This is a genomic window from Kitasatospora sp. NPDC058190 (genome assembly GCF_042883685.1).
GTDB lineage: Bacteria > Actinomycetota > Actinomycetes > Streptomycetales > Streptomycetaceae > Kitasatospora.
In genome coordinates, this window is the sequence record NZ_JBHVVI010000161.1 from 1 (window position 1) to 16,841 (window position 16,841).

17 protein-coding genes, 1 tRNA gene and 3 pseudogenes are annotated in these 16,841 nt (G+C 69.9%); 16 read left to right on the forward strand and 5 right to left on the reverse strand.

The features are described 5' to 3' along the window. Together ACFVWU_RS40620 and ACFVWU_RS40625 are read right to left on the reverse strand one after the other, a co-directional pair. Positions 1–203: hypothetical protein (locus ACFVWU_RS40620; RefSeq protein ID WP_387630737.1), on the reverse strand; the 203-nt coding region annotated here is incomplete at its 3' end. A 61-nt stretch (positions 204–264) separates the two neighbouring features. Beyond that, a pseudogene (locus ACFVWU_RS40625) lies at positions 265–482 on the reverse strand (IS256 family transposase); the annotation flags it as partial. Between ACFVWU_RS40625 and ACFVWU_RS40630 the strand changes: the two are divergent. Next, positions 480–743, forward strand: a pseudogene (locus ACFVWU_RS40630) (transposase); the annotation flags it as partial. The pseudogenes ACFVWU_RS40625 and ACFVWU_RS40630 overlap by 3 nt on opposite strands. Positions 744–754: 11 nt before the next feature. Then, the gene (locus ACFVWU_RS40635) at positions 755–1,306 is read left to right on the forward strand and encodes a hypothetical protein (protein WP_387630739.1); all 552 of its coding nucleotides are present in this window, start codon (positions 755–757) and stop codon (positions 1,304–1,306) included. A 172-nt stretch (positions 1,307–1,478) separates the two neighbouring features. On the opposite strand, the gene ACFVWU_RS40640 is transcribed toward ACFVWU_RS40635, so the two are convergent. Next, a complete protein-coding gene (locus ACFVWU_RS40640) occupies positions 1,479–2,198 on the reverse strand; it encodes a class I SAM-dependent methyltransferase (protein WP_387630741.1) in 720 nt (239 codons plus the stop codon). A 569-nt stretch (positions 2,199–2,767) separates the two neighbouring features. On the opposite strand from ACFVWU_RS40640, the gene ACFVWU_RS40645 reads away from it, so the two are divergent. From ACFVWU_RS40645 to ACFVWU_RS40670, 6 genes are all read left to right on the forward strand, one after another. Then, positions 2,768–3,925: a serine hydrolase domain-containing protein gene (locus ACFVWU_RS40645; RefSeq protein WP_387630742.1), complete on the forward strand. Its 1,158-nt coding sequence runs from the start codon at positions 2,768–2,770 to the stop codon at positions 3,923–3,925. 389 nt (positions 3,926–4,314) lie between these two features. After that, a complete protein-coding gene (locus tag ACFVWU_RS40650; protein WP_387630744.1) occupies positions 4,315–4,713 on the forward strand; it encodes a nuclear transport factor 2 family protein in 399 nt (132 codons plus the stop codon). Positions 4,714–5,397: 684 nt separating this feature from the next. Beyond that, positions 5,398–5,979 carry an ISAs1 family transposase gene (locus tag ACFVWU_RS40655; protein WP_387630772.1) on the forward strand — a complete coding sequence of 194 codons (582 nt, stop codon included), beginning with the start codon at positions 5,398–5,400 and terminating at the stop codon, positions 5,977–5,979. Between the two features lie 27 nt (positions 5,980–6,006). Next, positions 6,007–6,225, forward strand: a complete 219-nt coding sequence (locus tag ACFVWU_RS40660; RefSeq protein WP_387630746.1) for a hypothetical protein — start codon at positions 6,007–6,009, stop codon at positions 6,223–6,225. Positions 6,226–6,733: 508 nt separating this feature from the next. Beyond that, a complete protein-coding gene (locus ACFVWU_RS40665; protein ID WP_387630749.1) occupies positions 6,734–7,372 on the forward strand; it encodes a hypothetical protein in 639 nt (212 codons plus the stop codon). A gap of 19 nt (positions 7,373–7,391) precedes the next feature. Next, the gene (locus ACFVWU_RS40670; protein WP_387630752.1) at positions 7,392–7,619 is read left to right on the forward strand and encodes an alpha/beta fold hydrolase; all 228 of its coding nucleotides are present in this window, start codon (positions 7,392–7,394) and stop codon (positions 7,617–7,619) included. A 500-nt stretch (positions 7,620–8,119) separates the two neighbouring features. Here ACFVWU_RS40670 and ACFVWU_RS40675 read toward each other — a convergent pair whose 3' ends face one another. Further along, on the reverse strand, positions 8,120–9,094 hold the full coding sequence (locus ACFVWU_RS40675; protein WP_387630754.1) for a LysR family transcriptional regulator: 975 nt from the start codon (positions 9,092–9,094) through the stop codon (positions 8,120–8,122). 110 nt (positions 9,095–9,204) lie between these two features. Between ACFVWU_RS40675 and ACFVWU_RS40680 the strand changes: the two genes are divergently transcribed. From ACFVWU_RS40680 to ACFVWU_RS40715, 8 genes and pseudogenes are all read left to right on the forward strand, one after another. After that, positions 9,205–9,828, forward strand: coding sequence for a LysE family translocator (locus tag ACFVWU_RS40680; RefSeq protein ID WP_387630756.1), 624 nt, complete (start codon positions 9,205–9,207; stop codon positions 9,826–9,828). Between the two features lie 177 nt (positions 9,829–10,005). Then, positions 10,006–10,515 (forward strand): nuclear transport factor 2 family protein, encoded by a 510-nt coding sequence (locus tag ACFVWU_RS40685; RefSeq protein ID WP_387630758.1) that lies wholly within the window; start codon positions 10,006–10,008, stop codon positions 10,513–10,515. 372 nt (positions 10,516–10,887) lie between these two features. After that, entirely contained in the window at positions 10,888–11,235 is a 348-nt protein-coding gene (locus ACFVWU_RS40690; RefSeq protein ID WP_387630761.1) for a DUF1330 domain-containing protein, read from the forward strand. 373 nt (positions 11,236–11,608) lie between these two features. Beyond that, positions 11,609–11,682 (forward strand) — tRNA-Met (locus ACFVWU_RS40695). 68 nt (positions 11,683–11,750) lie between these two features. Next, a complete protein-coding gene (locus tag ACFVWU_RS40700) occupies positions 11,751–12,221 on the forward strand; it encodes a hypothetical protein (RefSeq protein WP_387630764.1) in 471 nt (156 codons plus the stop codon). A gap of 567 nt (positions 12,222–12,788) precedes the next feature. Then, entirely contained in the window at positions 12,789–13,355 is a 567-nt protein-coding gene (locus ACFVWU_RS40705) for a SigE family RNA polymerase sigma factor (protein WP_387630766.1), read from the forward strand. A gap of 2 nt (positions 13,356–13,357) precedes the next feature. Then, positions 13,358–14,338 carry a hypothetical protein gene (locus ACFVWU_RS40710; RefSeq protein ID WP_387630768.1) on the forward strand — a complete coding sequence of 327 codons (981 nt, stop codon included), beginning with the start codon at positions 13,358–13,360 and terminating at the stop codon, positions 14,336–14,338. A gap of 240 nt (positions 14,339–14,578) precedes the next feature. Continuing rightward, a pseudogene (locus ACFVWU_RS40715) lies at positions 14,579–15,802 on the forward strand (replication-relaxation family protein); the annotation flags it as partial. A gap of 445 nt (positions 15,803–16,247) precedes the next feature. Here ACFVWU_RS40715 and ACFVWU_RS40720 read toward each other — a convergent pair. After that, entirely contained in the window at positions 16,248–16,640 is a 393-nt protein-coding gene (locus ACFVWU_RS40720) for a ribosomal protein L7/L12 (protein WP_387630770.1), read from the reverse strand. Positions 16,641–16,841 lie beyond the last annotated feature (201 nt).

A 16,841-nucleotide genomic window follows, 5' to 3' on the forward strand; every position in this document is an offset into this window, starting at 1 on the left:
GTCACGAACCGGTCGGTGCGATAGCGCCGCATCACCTCGGCCGGGGTGAGCCGATCGGCGCGGCGTCGGAAGACTTCCAGGAGCAGCGTGGTCAGATCCGTCCCGGTCAGCCCCTTGGCCAGCAGGTCCAGCAGTTCCGGTCCGCCCGCCTTGGCCAGAACTCGGCGCAACGCCGGACCGGCCGAGTATTCATCGCTCGTCATGGCGGACCAGTATCGCCTGGCCGGCGTTGGAGAGACCACCGATTTCCGCGCATCGTGGCAGTTATGCCGCCGCTCGGTCAGGCTCCATCAGGGCTCCGCGCTCGAAGCGGGCTCCCGCGCGACGAGCGGGACGAGGTGGGCGCCGTTGACGGCCCGCCAACGGACCTGGGCCGACTCGACGAGCTTGAACACCATCGCCAGGCCGGCGGCGCGAGAGCCGGCGCCCTTGGTGACTTTCGTGCGGAGCCGGACGGTGGCGAAGGTCGACTCGATCAGGTTGAGGGATACGACTACGATCACCTGCGGCAATGGCTCCGCGAACGCGGGATCCGCCACCGCATCGCCCGCCGAGGAATTGAGTCCTCACAGCGGCTCGGTCGCCACCGCTGGGTCGTCGAAAGGGCAGTGTCCTGGCTCGCTGGCTGCCGACGCCTTCACCGCCGCTACGAACGCAAAGCCGAGCACTTCCTCGCCTTCGCCGGGATCGCGGCGATCCTTATCTGCTGCCGCCAGCTGACGAAGGGGCGCGACGCTTACTAGCATCGCCCATCATGATCACAGTGGTCGTCACCATCGCGCTGGCGTTCGTCGGTTATGCAGCTACCTATCTCAACGGGTTGCGTCTGTCGCAGCGCCAAGAACGCCTCGCCCGTTTGAATCGACAGCTCAGTGACTTCTACGGACCGCTGTTCGCTCTCACCGAGGCCAATAGCCGCATTTTCAGCGCGTTCATGGAACGCAATGCTCGTCCTGACGGCACGTCACCCTTCGTGCATGAGACACCACCGTCCGAGGAAGAGCTCGCCGAGTGGCGCCTGTGGGTCAGGACTGTCTTCCTCCCAAACATCCAGGCCATGCGTGACCTCGTCATCAAGCACGCTGACCTCCTGAGCGAGTCAGAGATGCCACCCATTCTGCTTCAGCTGTGCGCACACGTGTCCGGCTACGAGATCACAGCCGCCCGTTGGGATCAGGGGAGCTACAACGAGCACCTCTCCGTAGTGGCCTTCCCCAGCGAAGAGATAGCCGCATACGCGCGGCGCGGGTTCGCCGGCCTGAAGCAGGAACAGGGACGCCTGCTCGGGCAACGGACGACCAGCTGAAAAACCAAACGCCGTCGAGTTCGACGCCGACATGGGCCATGCTCTGGCCTCCGGCCAGAGCTGCTCGCGATGGCTGGCGCTTCGCCGACGGTGTCGGCCTGCTGAGGCAAGCGCGCTGCCCATCAGGGCACCGGGGAGGCACGTGCCCCGGTGCCAACGACGAGGCGCTTACTCAAGCGTTGGCCAGCCAGAGACCCTTGTACTGGATCTCGGGGTGCCGGTGGTCTGCCGTAGCAGTACCAGCCGGTGTGTAGCCGAAGGATTGAAGCAGGTCCTGTGTTGTGGTCTGGTCTCGTTCCTCGTTGTGGACCCCGATGATCAGTCGGCCACCCGGGGCGACGACATAGTCCAGCAAATGGGCCACGTACGCTCCACGCAGGTCCGTCGGCACGTAATCCAGGCCGGTGCGGACGGCGTTGAAGCGATGTGGAGGCTTCCAGCCCATCGCGTTGGCAATCCAGATCCGATGCGCCCACTGCGGGCAGCGGGATCGGGCGAGGTCGGCGAGGGCAGTGGAAATCTCCACTCCGTAGGGCTCGATGGTGATCCCTACCTCAGCCGCCCAGTTGGTCAGGCTCTCCATCAGGTGTCCGTTGGCGCATCCGACGTCAAGGAACGTCCCGCCGTGGGGCGGGAGCAGGTCGACGAGCAGGCCGCGGGCTTCTCGCCACCGGGTCTCGTCGCCACTGTGGCCGGACTGGGCCCGCGGATTGTCGCCGTTGAGGTAGGCCGGTTCGATGACGTCCAGGACAGCGGAGTGCCACTCGGCGACCGTGATCTCGCCCGCCTGGTAGGCGCCGTCGATAGGCGCCAGATCGCGCCAGCCTCGCTCCTTCGCGCTCGCGATGTCCTCGGCGTCGTGACCGCCCGGAGGGCGCGCGGTGGGGTCCATTCGTAGTCCTTCCCTGTTCACTGACGGTAGGTGACGCTGACGTCGCAGGAGAAAGTGTCGTTGCAGACGGTTCTGGAGGTACTCGTCCGGCGGCTGCACTTGGTGGAGAGCGGCCTCGATCCGGGTGCCCGCCTCACTCTGGCCGAGTGGCCTTCGTAGGATGCCCTGCCGGAATTCCCCACCCGGGTGGTCTCGTTTGCCCCATGGGGACGGCGGTCTACTCAGTCAGTACCAGCGGACGTGGCCAGCCGCGCCCTGGCCGGTGCGGGCAGCGTGCCGGAGAACACGCAGCCAGCCTCTCGCTAATTTGCTGCCGCCTGGCTCGTCCGTGAGACCTGGCCCAGGACGTCGAACGCAGGCTCTGCGGCTGAACCACCGACTCCGGTGGACCGCGCCGACCCCCTCGCCGACCCCTGCGTTCGGGGCTTCGTGTCAGGGATGTCCCTGAGCCGTCGGCCGACCGGACATCAGGGAGGAGCCGGGGTCGGAATCACCCCAGGTCGCGACTGTCGAGCGGCTTCCGTGGGCCTAGTTTGATGTCGCATCAGCAAATGACCACGGGGGATCCCATGTATCGCAAGTCCGTCGCGCTCGCGGCGCTCGTCGCCGCCGCCGTCCTCGTCCCGACCGCCTCGCCGGCCATGGCCGCACCGCTCGACGCCTCCACCGTGGTGGCCGGGAGCCGTTCCACCGACCGGGCCGCCCTGCAGCGTGCGCTCGACGCCGTGGTGGCCGGCGGGGCGCCCGGCGCGATCGCGGAGGTGCGGGACGAGCACGGCAACACCTGGCGGGGTGTCAGCGGCTACGCCGACCTGGTCGACAAGCAGCGGCCGCGGGCGGAGGACCGGTTCCGTGCCGGCAGTGTGACCAAGAGCTTCACCTCCACCGTGGTGCTCCAGCTGGTGGCCGAGGGCCGGCTCGGCCTGGACGACCCCATCGAGAGCCACCTGCCCGGCCTGCTGCCGAACGGTGACCACATCACGGTGCGGCAGCTGCTGAACCACACCAGTGGGCTCGCCGACTTCATGAAGCTGATGCTGGACCAGCCCGGCGTCGTGCAGGCCGCCCAGCACACCACGTACACCCCACAGCAGCTGATCGGCATGGCCGTGCAGCACGGCCCGAAGTTCGCCCCCGGTACCGACTGGGACTACTCCAACACCAACTACATGGTCCTCGGGCTGCTGGTCGAGCACACCACCGGACACACCCTCGGCGAGGAGATCACCGGGCGGATCCTGCGCCCCCTGCACCTGAGGGGCACCTCTTTCCCCAGCTCCGACCAGCTGCCCGGCCCTCAGCTGCACGGTTACGAGTGGCTGGCGGGGCCCTCCGCCGCGCCGACGGACCTCACCCGGTTCAACCCCTCCGTCTACTGGGCGGCCGGTGCGGTCGTCTCCACCACCTCCGACCTGAACCGGTTCTACCGGGCTCTGTTCGGTGGCGAGCTGTTGCCACCGGCGCTGCTGGGCGAGATGCGGACCATGCAGCAGACCGACCGGGATGACCACCGCACCTACGGGCTGGGCCTGGAGGCCCGTCCCGCCTGCCCCGACGGGTCCGTGATCGGCCACTCGGGCAGCGTCGCCGGCTACACGACCTTCAGCTTCACCTCGCCGGACGGTCAGCGTCAGCTCACCCTCGCCGTCAACACCGACCTCACCATGCCCCCGGCGGTGGGCGGCGCGATGAACCAGATGCTCGCGACCGCTCTTTGCGCGCACTGAGCCCCTCCATGCCCTGCGCTCCTTCTCCATCCGATCGAGCGCCTCGCTGATGTCGGCGCCCAAGCAGCCGCCCCATGCCGCGATCCCGGGCCTCGAGGGCGCCCATGACGACCATGATCTCGATGAGGGGTGCGCGCCGCGTGCAATGGGGCGCGGCGCGCACCGCCTGCCCGATTCTCTCAAGGGCCGTCAGTGGCCCGCTGCCCGGTCCGGTGGTCGCGGTGCCGGCTGCCAGGGCGGGGCTGCGCCCTGCCGCCGGCGCCACCGCCGCCCAGCCCCTCTACACCCAGGGCTGTTGCAAAGTCGCATGATCTCGTGGGTGCCCTGGGTCGAAGTTGCCTCGACGCCATGTCCGTTGCCTTGCCCCCTAGCGGTGTTACTGTCGCGCCATGTCCAAGATCGAGATTGACGCGATAACCGCCGAGTTCTTCGGAGCCTTCGACAACCGCGGCGGCAAGGCCGCGGACGTGGCCCGGATCCGCCGGCTGGTCATTCCGGGTGGTGTGATCGTGCTGACCGGGCCGAAGTACACGGTCTACACCGTGGACGAGTTCATCGAGCCGCGCGAACGCCTGCTCGCCGACGGCCGGTTGGTCGAGTTCTCGGAGTGGGAGACCTCCGAGCGGACCGAGATCGCGGGCGACATCGCGTCGCGCTTCGGCGAGTACCGGAAGGCCGGCGTCCTGGACGGCGAGCCTTTCGAGGGCGGCGGGACCAAGACCATCCAGTTCGTCCGCACCCCGGAGGGATGGCGGATCGCGGCGTTCTCCTGGTACGACCAGACCTGAGGGTCCGCAGGTCGCGGCGGTCCACGGAGCGCGGGCTGGGCCGTCACGTACGCATCGAAGCTCCAGTTGAACGAGGTGACCTTGCCAAGTCGCCTTGAACCGCTGGAGCTTCGATGTGCCGCAAGTCTGCCACCGTCTGCCTCGTCAAGTCGCCCGCTCTGGAGGATGCAGCGGGGCTCTCGCTGGCGGAGCGGCTGCGAGCGCTGCCCGATCCGCGCCGGTGACGCGGCGTGCGTCACCCGTTCGTGGCGGTGCTGCTGGTTGCCGCTTCGGCGGTGGTCGCCGGCGCGCGCTCGTATGCGGCGATCGGCCAGTGGTCTGCGAGTGCTCCGTAGCACGCCCTGGCCCGGCTGGGCGCTCGTGTGGCGGGCGCGTTGGGGATGCGCGTCGCGCCGAGTGCCGCCACAATCCGGCGGATTGTCGGCCTGGTCTGCCCCGGCGGACTGGCCGAACTGACCGGCGCTGATCCTGCCGGCTCGGACTCGGTGGCGCTCGACGGCAAGGCCGCCCGCGGCTCCCGACACGGCCAGACGCCCGCCGCCCACCTGCTGGCCGCGATGACCGGCGACGGCCGAACCGTCACCCAGCTGCGGGTCCCCGACAAGACCAACGAAATCACCTGCTTACTTTGCCGCGCTACTGGCGCCCTTCGACCTGACCGGGGTCACCGTCACCGCCGACGCCCTGCACACCCAGCGCGCGCATGCGCGCTTCCTGGTGGACGAGAAGAAGGCACACTACCTCTTGGTAGTCAAGGCCAACCAGCCCGAGCTGCACCGCCGGCTGCGGTCACTGCCGTGGAAGGACGTCACCGCCCGCCGCTACGACCGGGAGATCGGCCACGGCTGCCGGGAGACCCGAGTGACCAGGGCCCTCACCGTGACCGACCTCGGCCTCGACTTCCCCCACGCCGCCCAGGCTGTACGCATCCTGCGACACCGCACCGACCGCACGACCGGAACCGTCAGCCGCCAGACCGTCTACGCGATCACAGACCTGAGCTCGCATCAGGCATCGCCCGAGCGTCTGGGCCAACTCGCCAGGTCGCAGTGGACCATCGAGAATCGGCTTCACTTCGTCCGCGACACCACCTTCGCCGAGGACGCCTCGAAGATCCGCACCGGCCATGGCCCCGAAAACATGTCGACCCTACGCAACCTGGTTAACGCGCTCCGCGCCCCCGGACACCGCAACATCGCGGCCGGCATCCGGCACGTCTCCTACGAGCCCTTCACCCGCCCGCTCGACCTACTGGGCATCGTCTGACCAGCGCGACTACAAGATCACCGGACTTTGCAACGGCCCTGCCTCTACACCACCCTGGAACGCGCAGGCCTCCACCACCTCACTGACGACGACCGCCAGGCCGTCCGCGCGCTCACCCGCGACCTCGATGCCGCCACGTTGCGCCAGGTCATGAGCTGGCTGGAGCGCACCCGTACCGCGGCCCTCGCACTGCGCGGCGAGCAGGTCCCTCCCGCCCGGCCCGGGGTCCGCCGCAGCCGCCTCTGACCGTCCCCCAGGCCGCCGCGCTCCCAGGAAAGAAGCACCGGTTCACCACCGTGGTGGCCGGTGCTTCTTGCTGCCTGGCTCTGACTGTTCAGGGCTCGGCGTTGAGGTACTCGAAGCCGCAGGAACCGCACTCGTAACCATCCGCCCCGACGACGACCTCATGGCCTAAGCCCGCCAGGCCGCGAGCACACCCGGCTGGCAGGCTGCCTACCGCCGCTGGCGCCCACCCGTCGAACGCGCCGTCGCCTGGATCGTCGCCCACGGCAACCGGCGCCTGCGACACATCGGCACCATCAAGAACGACGCCTGGCTCCACCCCCGCGCGCGTACCGCCGGGTGCTCCGGGCGATTTGAGTACGCGTACTCATGCGTCCGATCCGTTCGTCAGCGGAGGGTTGGGGCGGGACGTGACGGACGGGTGCGGGGAGGCGCAGTGTCTCGGTGGGGTCGGGTCGGCGGGTTGGTGCTCGCGGCGGCGCTGGTGGGGGCGGTCGCGGGGTGCGATCGCATGCCGACCGACGACGAACTGGTGGAGAAGGCCAAGGCGCCGCAGGCACAGTCGCAGCGGGCGGAGGAGGAGTCCCGAATCCGTGACCTGATCGATCGCCTGGGCCGGGTGGAGGGGCTGGAGCCCGTGTTCACCCTGCTCGACGACACCTGCGAGAAGCGTTCCCAGAACCTCTTGGAGTCACGTACGCAGGTGTTGTTGAACTGCAAGATGCACGCCACCGCGGACTTCGGTGTCCGGGGAGACATCACCTCGGTACTGCCCGGGATCCGAGCGGCCGGCCTCACCAGGTGGGGTCCGGTGGACCAGAACGGCCAGGACGGACCGTACGCGATTGGCACCGTCCGTTACGCCCTGGAGTACCACCGCACCCGCGGTCACTACCCGGACGGCCGGCCGATGCCCAGCCCGCGGCTGGCGACAGACGGGCTCGCGATCGACTGGGACCGGCTGGATCTGCCGTTCGTGAACCGGATCGAGGAGCCCGCGCCCTGTCTGTCGCCGTCCGGCGGCGGCACGTACCACCGCTGCTCGCAAGTTCCGGAAGGGCCGGGGAAGGTGGCCGAGGCGCGCGCCCGGTACGGCATCGTGCTCGAACTGACGGTGGACGGGCGCGACTACTTCACGGTGAAGAGGTAGAGCCGTCCGCTCGGAGCTCGTGATCGACGGCCGCAGGCTCTCGTACCTCGATTTCGGAGGCGCCGGCCCTCCGCTGCTCGCCCTGCACGGCCACCTCGCGGAGGGCCTCGTCGTCGCGTCGCTGGCCCCCGCGCTCGGGCTCGACGGCGGCAACCCGCCGCGACCGCCGATCAGGAAGGCTTTTCAGCGTTGCTCTTCAGGCCAGTCCGCCGGTGCCGGACTGCTTCCCGCAGGCGGGCGCTTGTGACACCTCTCCCTACGCGACAGCTGCGGGATAGAAGACGGCCATCTCCTACGCGATGGCCCCCTTGTCATCCGGGGTGATGGGCGGTGCGTTCCGCTGGCGGCAAGCGGCGCTCTGGGAGGCTTTGTTGCCCTCCCAGAACTGATGAGGGTCGAGCTGGTAGGTGCCGCTGCGTGGGCCGGCCTTGAGGAGGATGTCGAGTCCGACAAGGCGTGCGAGGGCGACCTTGACGGTCGTGGTGCTGGCGAAGATGTTAGGCGCCACAACGTCGGGCGCGATCCGTATGGGCGTCTGCGCTCGCGGATCCAGTCGATCGTGGCCCACTCGCCGCCGGTGAGAGCCAGCGCGTAGAGCGGAGGCCCGGCGTCCCGGTACCGCGACAGCCCCGCCTCCCACGCCGTCGGCCTCGACCTGTGGCGGGTCGCCTCGCCGTAGGAGCCGGGGGGTCGGAGCGGGGCCGGCGGCTTCGGACCAGGCGGTGTCGATTCGGGACCGGGGGCTTTTCAGGCGCCGTGCGGTGAGTTCGATGGGCGTTGTTCTTCTTGTGGGGGAGCCTCCCAGGCGGCGGTGATGTCGCGGGCGACATCGCGTAGGAGGTCGATGAGCATGTCTGCGAGTGGTGTGAGGCTGGCGTCTGTTTTGGTCACGGCGTAGAGCTGGCGGTAGGGCCTGGGGTGGGCCAGTTCGCGATGGGTGGTGCCGGGCGCGTGGGTCAGGGCCAGGCGTGAGACCAGGGCCACTGCGATGCCTGTGCCGACGAGGGCCTGGGCGACATCGTAGGACTCGGTCTCGAACCGCACGGTGGGGGTGAAGCCGGCCTCGCGGGCAGCGTCGTGGAATTGTTCGCGGGCGGCATGGCCGGCCAGGATGGAAACCCACGATTCGTCGCGCAGTTGTTCCAGGTGAAGTTCGGTGTCCGCGGGCTGCCCGGTGGCCAGTGGATGGTCGTCGGGGAGAACCACGACCATCGGGTCCAACAGGAGTGAGTGGGCCCGTATGTGTGGGGGCGGCGTGAGCGGTGTGCCCCAGGACGCGACGATGGCCACGTCCAGGCGCCCCGCGCTGATCTCGTCCGCTCCGCGTCCGGACACCACGTCTACGACCGAGACGTCGGCGTCCGGATGGCGGTGGCGCAGCGCCGTCAGGGCTGGTGGCAGCAGGTGCAGGGCGGCTGCCTGGAACGTTCCGATCCGCAGCCGTAGGGAGAGGTGGCCGAGTAGTGCGGCCAGTTCCGCCTCGGCCCTGTCCGAGGCCTCCTCCACGGTTCGACCGTGGGAGGCCAGCAGTGCGCCGGCCGCGGTGAGCGTTGCCCCGCGAGGACCACGGATGACCAGCGGCACCTGCCAGTCGCGTTCGGCCTTGACCACCTGTTGTGTGATCGCCGCGGGCGTGAGTTGGAGGGCGCGAGCCGCCGCTGTCAGGGAGCCGTGCCGCTCGATCAGCGCGAGAAGGCGGAGCTGTCCCGGGTCCACCACCATTCACTGACCTTAACACTGCACCCTTCTCTTTTAACTTCTCTTAGGGGCGCGGGACAGGAAGCCTGGTGGTGCACCCATCGGCCGCAATCCCCGGAAGGGGTTCTTTTCCCATGCCCACGCATGTGCCCGTTTTCATCGCCACCACCTTGCTGCTGGCGATGCTGCCAGGCGCGAGTCAAGCCCTGTTGATCCGGCAGGTTCTGGAAGGGGGCCAACGCACAGTCCGAGGCACGCTCGCGGGCAACGCCACCGGCTTCCTGCTGTGGTCCACGGCCGCTGCGGCCGGGCTGTCCGCCGTCCTGCTGGCCAGCCCCACCGCGTACGCGGCGCTCCGGATCGCAGGTGGCATCGTGCTGATGATCCTCGGAGTGAAGACGCTACGGACCGCGCTCACCACCGTCGCCACCCGTCCGCCCCGCGAGGGCGGGCGCCGCACCGGCTTCGCGGGCGGATACCTCACCGGCCTGAGCACCAACCTCGGCAACCCGAAGGCCGGCGTGTTCGCCGTCTCGGTGCTGCCCCAGTTCGTGACGGCGAAGGGCCCGGTGTTCCTGTCGACCGTCGCCCTGGGAGCCTTGTGGGCGCTCGTCAGCGCCTCCTGGTACATGTTGCTCACCTGGGCCGTCGGCCGAGGGCGCGCCTTGATATCACGGCCGACGGTCCTGCGGGGGCTCAGTATGACGACCGGTGTCGTCCTGCTGGGGCTGGGCGCCGCGGTAGCAGCAGGTGTCTGAGAGGGCGATGCGGCGCTTCTAGCGGATTGCCACGGACTCCCCGACCGGGATGCGCGCGTATCCCATCGTTAAGTCTGAGTTCACGATCATTGCGCAGACGCGCGTTGTTCGCCATCGATCACGGCGGCAGAGTGGGTGATGTCGAACACGACGTCACCCAGACACCGGAGGGACAGCATGGACACCACCGCCCACCACGCCCTGACCGCGCAACCCGGCGACACCGCGGCGGTCGTCGCCGAACTGCGCGACCGCGCCGAGATCGCCGACGCTCTCCACCGGTTCGCCCTCGGGCAGGATCTGAAGGACCGCGAGCTGTTCGCCTCGGCGTTCACCGCCGATGCGGAGCTGGACTTCCGGCCGGCCGCTGCCCGTTGGGGCGCCAAGCCGCCTGTGATGACCGGCCGGGACACCATCGTCAGCACCATCCTGGCCATGTTCACCGGCCGGGTGGACACCACACACCAGGTCACCAACCCGCGCATCAGCATCGACGGGAACACCGCCCGGCTCACCGCGCTGGTCGAGGCCCAGCACCTGCTCACCGCTGACCCGGGCACGCACGCCTTGCTCAAGAACCCCTACACCGTCGACCTGGTACGCGACGGCAGCCGCTGGCTCATCCGCCGGATACGCATCGAGAACACCTGGCTCACCGGCAACCCCGTCGCCATCTTTGGTGCCTGACCGAAAGCCACCAGCCGTCGACATGGATGGGCAACCTCCTGGCTGCCTCCAGGAGGACGGCATCGGCCACATCGTCCTGCTCTCCGTTGTCCTGGACGATCGACGATGACACGGTCCAGCTGCCCGCCACCTCGATGCAGCCGATCGCCGCGTCCGACGTCGCGGCCCCGTTGACGGGCACCCGCGATAACGCCGGACCCGAGTCCTCTTCTTGGACGAACCCGGCAGGATGATGCTCGCCACCCCCCGGCGATCCGAGATGGCAGGTCCGCGCTGCGGGCCGGGGCCGCTTACCCGCCAGGCCATCGACCCTGGCGCACCCACATGCCACGATTCTCGGCCCTACAGAGCCCAACCGACCGGAAGGAAGCCATGCCCGCCTACGCCATAGCCCACCTGCAAGAAGCCGCCGCACACCCGGAGATCGCCCAGTACATCGAGCGCATCCCCGCCACCTTCGAGCCGTACAGCGGCCGCTTCCTCGTGCACGCCACGCAGCACGAGGTGAAGGAAGGCAGCTGGCCCGGACACGTCGTGGTGATCAGCTTCCCCGGCATCGCCGAGGCACAGGCCTGGTGGGACTCACCCGCATACCAGGAGATCGCACCGCTGCGCTCGCGGCACATCGAGGGCGACATCATCCTGGTCGACGGCGTCCCCGAGCACTACGACCCGACTGCCACCGCAAGAGCGATGCGGGAGTCCCTGTCTGCCGAGTAGACCTCAGGTTCGGGGCCCTGACTCTGCTGCGGTGCGCGCCGGAGGCGGCCGGGCAGGTGCTCGGCCTGCCTCGCTCCGACATGGGTGGAACGGCCCGGGGCGCCGGGCGCTCTGGCGCCCCGCACGCGATGGCGGTGAACGAGACTTCCCAAGACAATCGACAACCCGGAGCAACTCGCCCGCCTCGACATACGCCGAACCGACCGACTCGGCGGCCTCCTCCACGAGTACCGACATGCAGCCTGAGCAGGGCGGAGGACGTTTTCGGCAAGGGCAACGTGGGGACCGCGGCGGGGTCGGTAAGGGCGAGCCGGAGCGCTGGGAGAAACCGATTTCGTATTGGAACGGTTGCCGCATAGGGTGGTGTCACCGACGCGGGGTGGAGCAGCTCGGTAGCTCGCTGGGCTCATAACCCAGAGGTCGCAGGTTCAAATCCTGTCCCCGCTACTACCAAGGCCGGGGCTAGCGCACGAGTGTGCTGGCCCCGGCCTTGTCCGTTGGTCAGCTGCCGGACCGTGAAGCTGATCGAGGCGCTGGAGAACCCGGACAACCGCGCCGCCTACGACCTGCGCCAGGCCGCCCGCGAGGACGAGCAGCAACGCGTCCACCAGGAGCTGATGGACTCCCTGGTCTGCATCGACTGCGGCGACGTTCCTGAGGAGGAGAGCACCTGGGAGTACGGCCCCAAGGGACAGGTCGAGTGGACCCGCCGCCCCGGCGGCCGCTGCTGGCCCTGCCACCAGGACCGGAAGGAGCGCCTGGAACGGGAGGCCGAAGAACAGCTGGAGGCAGCCCGCACCGCGAACGCCGCGCTGCGCCCGTGCTGGACGTGCCGGGGCTCGATCGGGGGGAAGGAGGACTCGAAGCTGGAGCTGCGGGAGAAGGCCCGGCCGGACCGGCTGGAGTGCCCCGAGTGCGTACAGGCCCGCGCCGCAAAGACGAATGCCCGCAGCCGGTGGCGCTCTTCGCCGGTGCCGGCGGTGTAGGCGAGCTCGGCGGCGGGCCGGTACACCCCGCCTTCGCCGGCGGGCAGCCCCGGGGCGGGGAGGAGGTCGAGCGGGCCGCATGCCTCGGCGCGCTCCCGGGAGTTCACTTCAAGCGCCGTCCTGGTGGTGGGTGACGGGTTGTCGCGTCTGCTGTCGTGATGGGGTGGTGTCGTGTGGTGTGACGTGGGCGGATACCCCTCAACCCCTGTCTGTGGTCTGGGCGCGACAGCGTCGACAGCCGCGGGGCTGGCGCCGTCCCATCGGACGGGAGACGGCCGCCAGCCCGTGGACGACCGGCCTCGCAGCCGCGCCCGACCGGTACGGGCGGTCTCGTTGTCTACAAGCCGCCCTGGCAATCACAGTGCCGAGCCTGACCCTTCAGTGGAGACCGGCTGCGCGCCGTACGCTGCCTTACCCGGAGTCAGGACTGGGCTATTGCGCCGCCCCGCTCGCCTGCCCCAGGGCCTGCCGCCTTCGGACGCCCGTGAGGTAGCCGACCACGAAGATGTGTCGGGTCGGGCAACCCGGTGCGACGGGAGTGTGGTCTGGAGGGGTGAGGGGGTGCTGATGCACACAGACGAAGAGGCCGACTTCCGTGCCTTCGCCCGGACCAGGTGGGCGCACCTGGTCCGGACTGCCTATCTGCTCACGGGCGACTGGCACCATGCCGAGGACCTGACCCAGACCGTGCTGGCCAAGGCATACCGGTCCTGGCGGCGGGTCAGCCGGGCTGACAGCCCGGACGCCTACGTGCGCCGGATGCTGGTGTCCTGCAACAACGACCGGTTCCGCAAGCGGCGGGTCGTCGAACGGCTCACCGAGGTGCTGCCCGAGGTCGCCGCGTCCGGCGACGCGTCCGGCCAGGTCGACCAGCGGCGGACGCTGATGGGCGCCCTGGCCACGCTGCCGACACGGCAGCGGGCCGTCGTGGTGCTGCGTTACTGGGACGACCGGACGGAGGCGGAGGTCGCCCAGGCGATGGGTTGCTCGCTCGGCACGGTCAAGAGCCAGGCCGCCAAGGGGTTGGCCAAGCTGCGGGCGCACCCGGGTCTGGCCACCGTGCCCGCCGAGTCGCGGGCCGCGCAGGGCCGTTCCACACTCGACGATCTCATCACGACCGCGCCTGGAGGCTGACGATGACCCACCCGGATTTCGAGGCGGCGCTCCGCGAGCAGCTCGTCGCCACGGTCGCGGACCGGACGCCGGGCGAGGCGCCCTACGAGGCGATCCGGCGCCAGGGCCGCGCGGCCCGCCGACGCCGGACCGCCGCGCTTTCGGCCGGCGTGGTCGTCCTGACCGTGCTGTCAGGCGCGACGCTCCTCACGGCCCGCGGCCACTCGGACGCCCGCCCGGCCACCGGGCTCACCGTGGGCACGGACGGCACGGCCGTCCCACCCTCCACCTTGGCGCCCAGCCCCGCAGCCACGCCCACCCCGACGCCGACCGGGCCGCAGCCTCCGGCGACGGCGGCCCAGTTGACCAACGGCATCGGCTTCGAACAGGCCGCCACCGCGCTCGGGCAGTGCCTGGACTACGACCGGCAGATGCAAGCCCGCCGGCAGAGCGCGCCGCCGCCGACCGGACAGGGTGCACACCCGAACCGGCCGCCCGTCCACGACCTCGGGGCGATCGCCGACTACCGCGTCCTGCTCGCCGTGAAGAGCACCGGGGACGACAACTCCCCGGGCGACGGCATCAACGTGGTCGGCGTCAGCCAGGGTGAGCATCCGAGCGAGGTCATCTGCCACCAGGTCGACGGCAAGACCTCCGGCCTCCAGGCCGGCAGCGCCGACCCGCGCGCGGGCGGCCCGGCGGGCCTGGTGAACCCGGACATTAATGGGGGCAAGCTGTACCGGCAGGCCATGGTCGACGGCCATGAGTGGAAGCTGCCGTACACCTGGGGCAGCATCGGCACGTACGCCCCCTCGGTGGCGCGCGTGACCGTCTCGTACGGAAACGGACCGGCCGTGGACGCGGCGCTCGACCACGGCTGGTTTGCCGCCACGGGAGTCCTTACGAACGCCGTGACCCGGACCCCGCACATCAAGGGCTACGACGGCAACGGGAAGGTGGTCTACGACTCCGACGACGACAAGGGCTACCCAAAAGACCTCTGAACGGCGTGTCGGTGGCGGGTCCTGCGGTGCGCGGGTGACGACTCCCGAGGTGCCTCCGGTCCGTCGATGCCCGTAGTCCTGCTGGATCCGTGGGAGGTGGTGCGGGAGACCGACTGGCCGTCCAGCCCGACACTGACGCGGGCGGCCCGGTGTTGCTCCCGGCGGTGACCACCATGTCCTACCAGTGGCGCTGAACGAAGCAGGCAAGGCGTCCGATCCGAACCCCGGGCCCGGCACAAGACGTGGCGGCTGGAGGGCACGGCCGGACTGGAGGCGGCCGGGCACGTCCTTGGCCTGCCCCGCTCCGACATGGGCGGAACGGCCCGCGGCGCGGGGCGCTCCGGTGCCCAGCACGCGATGGCGGTCAACGAGACGATCGCCGCGTTCGTCCTGGGCGGCACCGCCGACGGCGCGCCGGGAGGCGTCGGCACCATCACCGACTGGGAGACCGAGGTCGATTTCGTGCTGCCGGGCGGCCGCCGGAAGGTGCGCCCGGACGCGGTGCTCCGGGCCCCGGAGATCGGGGTGCCGGTCCTGATGGTCGAGGTCGACCGCTCCACCATGGCGCCGCAGCGGGTTGCCGCGAAGTTCGCCGCCTACCGCGAGCTGTTCCACACCAAGGGCCGCGACAACGACCCGGCCCGCTCCGGCCAGGAGTCGGCCGACCGCACGGTGCACTGGTGGCGTCGCGCCTGGCCCGGTCACACCCGGCCCGGGTACCCGCCCGTCGCCCTGGTCGTCACCGGCGCCGGACCCGTCGCCCTGGTCAACCGCCAGGAGGCAGTGGCGGACCTGTCGGCCGAGATCTGGGGCGGGCAGTGGTGGACAGTGCCCCAGGACGACAACGACGGCGACGGCTGGCGCGAGTACGACGACGCCGTGCCCATCCTCGCGACCACGCTGGAGCTGCTGGCCGAGCACGGCCCCCTCGGCCCCGTCTGGTGGCGCTACGGCCGTCCCGGCCGGCACTCCCTGCTCGACGCGCTGGAGAGCCCGGACACCCGCGAGGCGTACGACGAGCGCCAGAGGGCCCGGGAGAAGAAGTCCCGCCAGGTCCACCGAGATTGGATGCGGACCCTCGCCTGCGCCGACTGCGGCAACGTCCCCAAGGAGGAGAGCACTTGGGAGCACGGCCCCGACGGCCGCCGTGGAGTGGATCCGCCGGCCCGGCGGCCGCTGCTGGTCCTGCCACCGGGACCGCGAGGAGCGCCTGGAACGGGAGGCCGAAGAGGAGCTGGAGGCGGCCCGGGCGGCGAACGCCGTGCTGAGTCCGTGTTGGACGTGCCGGGGTTCGATCGGAGGGAAGGAGGGCTCGAAGCTGGAGCTGCGGGAGAAGGCCAGCCCGGACCGGCTGGAGTGCCCCGAGTGCGTACAGGACCGCGCCGTCAAGGACTTGGGCCCGCTGGTGCTGCCGGTTCCGACCAGGCGGGAGCTGGTGGCCGCGCTGGTGTCCGCTCCGGATGATCCGTGGTGGGAGGACCGGGCGCTGCACGCCAAGCTCTACCCGGCGAGGGGCCGCAGGGTGTGACCTGTTGGCGGGTGTGGGGTGTTTTGGCCCGCACGCCGGGTTGTCTGGACCTTTGGTTGTGCCTGTCGGGGTGGTGGCGAGGTGGGTGTTCGGGGCGGGGTTTGGTGACTGTGTGTGGTGGTTGGTGGGGTCGGTGCGAATCTGCGGTTTGTTGTCACTGGGGGATCAGCTGGTGTCACTAGACCCTGCTGACTGTGGCGTATGGGGGCGGGGAGCGCTGGGTGTCACCAGGGTGCGGATGTGTAGTGACATCAGGAGACTTCGCGCAGTGACATCTTGATGCAGATCCCTAAGCGGGCGGTCAGCTCAGTGCCAGATGGTGTTGGGCCTGTGCTCATGAGTTCCGTACCAGGCTCGGGGCTGCGGTCGTCGGTATGGGGTTCAGGGGCTGTGGTGGGTGGTGTGCCCGGGTAGGGGGCCGTAAGCGGCGCAGAACTCGCAATCACAGCTGGTCATGGAGTTGGCCTGGCAGTGGGCGGTGGGCCAGTACGGGGACGCGCAGGGGCCGGGGTCGACAGGGGTGTCGTCGCTGGGCAGGGTGCGGTGGCACCAGCCGCACTGGATCGCGGCCGGCACGCCGGCCTGACGCAGGCACCGTGCCGCGCGGGCGGCGATGTCGAACGGGATGCCCGACTGGACGGTGGCGGGCGCGCTGTCCAACAGCTGTCGGCTGCGCCACAGGCTCAGCCCGGTGACCGTGCGGACCGCTTTGAGGGCCGTCGGGTCGTGAGGGGAGTTGCCGGCCAGCAGGACTGTGAAATCCGGGTCCTCCACGGATGCCCCTCGTCGGTCGGAGTTGTGCCCGGTGCCAGTCAATCGTCCTGGCAGGCTGTCAGGCCACGGGTTTTCGCTCGGCCAGGGCGGCGGCCTGGTCGGTCATGTGAGCTTCCCCCGCTGGGTGGGAGGTGCTGATTACCTGGTCAGGGCGGGTGTGGGTGGTTCGACGGCCACCGGTTCGGCCGTCGTCTGGTCGGC